The following is a 1,873-nucleotide window of genomic DNA, read 5'->3' on the forward strand; positions in this document are numbered from 1 at the left end:
CCGGGGGCGGGAGCCGAAGCGGGTGCCGCTGCCTTCGTTCGATCCGCAGGGCGATATTCCGTGGCACCGGGTGCTCTTCTTCGAGGCCGACGGGCAGTTGGTGTGGGACCGGGCTTCGGGCGTGGACGCGTTGGATGCGTCCGGGGCGGGGCTGGCGCAGCGGACGCGGTTGTTGGCCGCTCCGTTCTTCGAGCCGCGCACTCCACATGTCTTTGCCGACGGCCGCTGGCAGCCTTGCGCTAGTACTTCCTCGTCCACCTCCGCTCTGGCGGCTGGCCCCGATCTGCGGGTTCTTACGTGGAACACGCTGTGGGACCGGTACGACAAGGAGCTCATCCGGACTGCCGAGCGTCGGCCGATGCTGCTCGCTGCGTTGCGTGACGCGGCCGTGGACGTGATCGCGTTGCAGGAGGCCGAGCCCGTGCTGGTGAAGATGCTGCTGGCCGAGGAGTGGGTACGCGCCGGGTGGACGCTCGGCGGCGATCCTCGGTCTTCGGACGTCGCGGAGAGCGGGTTGTTCCTGCTGAGCCGGCTGCCGGTGGTCGAGGCCGGGTGGCATGCGCTGGGGCGGTACAAGGCGGTCACGGCGTTGGTGGTGGGGGGCGGGGCCGGGCCGGTCGTCGTCGCCACGACGCACCTGAGCAGCGACCATTCGACGGACGGTGCGGGGTTGCGGCGCGAGCAACTCGGGCGGTTGGCCGACGGCCTGGGGGACGTCACGTCGGTGCCGGTGGTGCTTGTCGGCGACTTCAACGACGACAGCGAGGCGCCAGCCGCTCGGCTCGGGATGACGGACGCGTGGACGCAGGTTCACGGCGTGGCTGACGACACGGCGACGTTCGATCCGACGGCGAATCCGCTGGCCGCGGTGTCGTCGCTGACCGGGCAGGCCAAGCGCTTGGACCGGGTGCTGCTGCTCGGCGCCGAGGCTTCGGCGGCGCGGCTGGTCGGGGATGCTCCGGACTCGGGCGGCTTGTTCGTGTCCGACCACTACGGGATCAGTGCCGTGGTGACACCTCACGCCGCCACTGAAGCCGCTCCTGCCGCCACCCTCCCTCTTGCTGCGGCGCCGATCGACGCGACACCAACCGCCCGTACCGCCATCGCCTGGATCCTCCCGACCTCGACGTGGGACGCGATCCAGGAGGTCCGCCGCCGCCTGGACCCGCAGGTGCTGCGCTGGCCCCCGCACATAAACCTGCTGTTCGGCTTCATCCCCGAGTCGGAGTTCGACGCCGCACTCCCCCTGCTCAGCAAGGCCGCAGCCGCCACCGGCGCATTCGAGACGCAGCTGGCCGAGGTCCGCCACTTCACCCACCGCACCGACAGCACCCTGTGGCTCCACCCCACTGGCGCCGCCTGGCAGCAGCTGTACACGGCACTGGCCGAAGCCTTCCCCACCTGCCGCACCCGCGAGGCCTACACACCACACCTGACCATCGGCAAGGTCGCGGACCCAACACGCACGCCAGTAAAGATCGCCCCAACAACGGCCACCGTCACCGAGCTGGCACTCCTCTCACGCCGCGCCGACGGCCCCATGGAGGTGCGCGCAGTCATCGAGCTCGGCACCGGCGCGATTCGCTACACGGAGGACGAGGCTGATGCCGCCTCAACCGCCTTCCTCACCACCGACACCCCCGCCACGGCCACACCCTCGCACCCGTTCGGCCCCGGCGGCTGCCTGCTTCCGGCCACCGTGTCTCCCGCATCCGCCACCGCCGGCCTCGCTGCTAACCTCGCCGCCGACCATCCCGCCGCCATTCCCGGCACCGGCACCGGCCCGGCCGCCGCACCTCGGCCCGCGCTCGGCCTCGACTCCGCCTCTGCTCTCGTCGCAGGCACCGTCCCGGCCGCCACGCCCCTGCCCGAC

The 1,873-nt window shown here is 71.5% G+C and carries 1 protein-coding gene; it reads left to right on the plus strand.

Annotation, left to right across the window (positions count from 1 at the left end; translation table 11 throughout):
- Nucleotides 1-22 precede the first annotated feature (22 nt).
- Nucleotides 23-1,873 (plus strand): 2'-5' RNA ligase family protein (locus tag GWK61_RS54330; protein WP_194922250.1); only part of this gene is annotated, 1,851 nt, incomplete at its 3' end.

It is taken from the genome of Catenulispora rubra (genome assembly GCF_015356825.1).
Taxonomy (GTDB): domain Bacteria; phylum Actinomycetota; class Actinomycetes; order Streptomycetales; family Catenulisporaceae; genus Catenulispora; species Catenulispora rubra.